Origin of the sequence: Streptococcus sp. HMSC064H09 (assembly GCF_001812625.1) — a bacterium.
Classification (GTDB): Bacteria; Bacillota; Bacilli; order Lactobacillales; family Streptococcaceae; genus Streptococcus.
In genome coordinates this window covers 35,490-38,030 of sequence record NZ_KV809605.1, presented here as the reverse complement: position 1 = coordinate 38,030, position 2,541 = coordinate 35,490, and the positions used below count along the sequence as shown (strand labels likewise).

Below are 2,541 nucleotides of genomic sequence, written 5' to 3'. Positions count from 1 at the left end.
TCAAAGAAGGCGCTATTGACGTTGAGGCTCCAGCAAGTAATGAAGCCACAACTAAACCTGTAGAAAACACAGCTGCTACCGCTTCGAGCGAGGTTGCCACTGTGTCAGAAACACCAGTGGTCACCTCTGAAGGGGCTTCAACAGAAACAGTCTCTGAAAAACCAAGCTCTGAAGTCACAAGCACAGCTAGTTCGGAAGCAGCTAATTCTGAAACTACACATTCTGAGGTAAGTGCAACGACTAGTGAGAGTGTTACAACTGAGAATTCGTCACCAACAACTAGTGATACTGATACCCCTAATTCTCAAGTTCCCTCTGCTGAAAATAATATCACTGGCGGTCACTACTACAGTGATAAACAGGGGAATTGGTACTATGAAGATGCTAATGGGAAAAAACTTACTGGAGACCAAACGATTGATAACGTAAGAGTCTCCTTCTGGGAGGACGGAAAACAAATTAAAGGACCACAAATCGTAAATTACAAACTATACCGTTATTTTGATGATAATACTGGTCAACTACAAACCAAACGTTATCTAGAATATAAGGGAAACTGGTACTATGTTGACAAGGATGGTATTCCTCTCAAGGGGGAACAAACCATTGATAGGCAAGAAGTTTATTTTGATTATGACGGAACTCAAGTCAAAGGAGACTTTAGTGAAAAGTATTCTGGTAATCTTGATAAGATGCACTATTATGACCCTAACACCGGAGCTAGAGTTAGAAAAGAAGGTCTCGTTCAAGATAAAGAAGGAAGAACCTTTTTTATCAATAATGACGGTTCTAAATATACAGGAACTCGTATGATTGATGGTAATCTTTATTATTTCGAAATCAACTCTGGTGTCATGCAAAAAGGAATCAGCATAGAGCTAGAAGATGGAAAGACTCTTCCAACTTCTAATAAATATGGAACGCCCACAAACATTACCCGTCGTTACTATTTTGACTCAGAAACCGGTCAGTTAGTCAAAAAACAAACAATTAAAGAACATGATAAATGGTACTACTACGGTGATGATGGAAATGCTATTCGTCCTAAAGATGGGGAAACCCTTATTAATGGACAAATCGTCTATCTCTACTCAAACGGCCGTCAAGCTAAAGGAGAACTTGTTCTTGATAATGGGGTCCTCCGTTACTATGATCCTGATTCTGGAGCTCGTGTTGTAAATACAAGCCTAACGATCAATGGGATGACTTATAACTTTGATGAAAATGGAATTGGTAAAGATGCTCCAAACCCTAACGGCTACTATAGCGATGAACAGGGTAACTGGTATTATAAGAATGCAAGCGGAGAAAACCTTATCGGTTCCCAAATCATTAAGGGACAAAGAGTATTCTTCCGGGATAATGGACAACAAGTCAAAGGGGCCTATTTAGATATATATAATGACCTTAAAGGTTACTACGATATCAATACAGGAAATCTCGTAACCAATCGTTACGTTGAAGTTAATGGTAATTGGTACTATGTTAATAAATACGGTAGCCCACTAAAAGGGGCCTACATTATTGATGGACAAGATGTTATGTTCGATCCCCATGATGGTAAACAGATTAAAGGAGGATTTGTAAGAGATCCGAAGTTTATCTCCAAATATTATTACATGCCTAAGTACTACTATGATAAAGACAATGGTTGCAAAGTAACCCATGCAGGCTTTGTTAATGAAAATGATTCAACCTACTACCTTGATGATAAAGGACAAATAGTTCTTGGGCTTCAGGAAATTAATGGCGATTTCTATTACTTCCGTCCAGAAAATACGTATAAACACTATGACATTGGAGAAATGTTACGAGATCGTTTTATCTATGAAAATAATAAGGTCTATTATGTTGATCATAGTGGTAAAATCTTGAAAAATCGCTTTTTCGAACGTAATGGAACTGGAACTTGGTATTATTTTACAAAAGATGGTACAGCTGCAACAGGAGAAGTTGAAATTAATGGTCAAAAACTATACTTTGATAATCCTTGGGGTTTTCAGACCAAAGGAAGGGTTGCTCAAAACGGTAAATTCTATGACAAAGATTCTGGTGAACTAGTGACCAATACTTTTAAAGAAGTATTGACTTCCGTTGGTAGTACCATAAATGGCGAAATTTTATATGCAAAGGACTGGTATTACCTTGATAGGGAAGGCCGACCACTAAAAGGACCTCAAACACTTGATTATGTCAAAATGTACTTCTTCCCTAATGGAGCACAGGTTAAGGGACGTTTTGCTCCTGATGGACACTACTATGATAAGGATACTGGTGCACTTGTAACAAACCGTTACGTCCATATCTATAACTGGAAATTTCAAGATAAATACGGTAATCCTGTCGATAACTTTTTTATCAAGTACCCACATAATTTTATTTTTGGTCTCAATGATAACACAATACCAGTAGACATTAGTCACTACCCACTTTCAAGCAAAGACTTCGATTGTGAGGACTATTTCTACTACGTTGATGTCAATGGTGATAAAGTTACCGGTGAACATACCATTGACAATGTCCCAGTCTACTTCCACAGTA

General features: G+C 37.9%; 1 protein-coding gene. It reads left to right on the top strand.

Annotated features, from left to right (window positions below; genetic code table 11):
• Positions 1–2,541 (top strand): glucosyl transferase (locus HMPREF2867_RS08095; protein WP_070577016.1); only part of this gene is annotated, 2,541 nt, incomplete at both ends.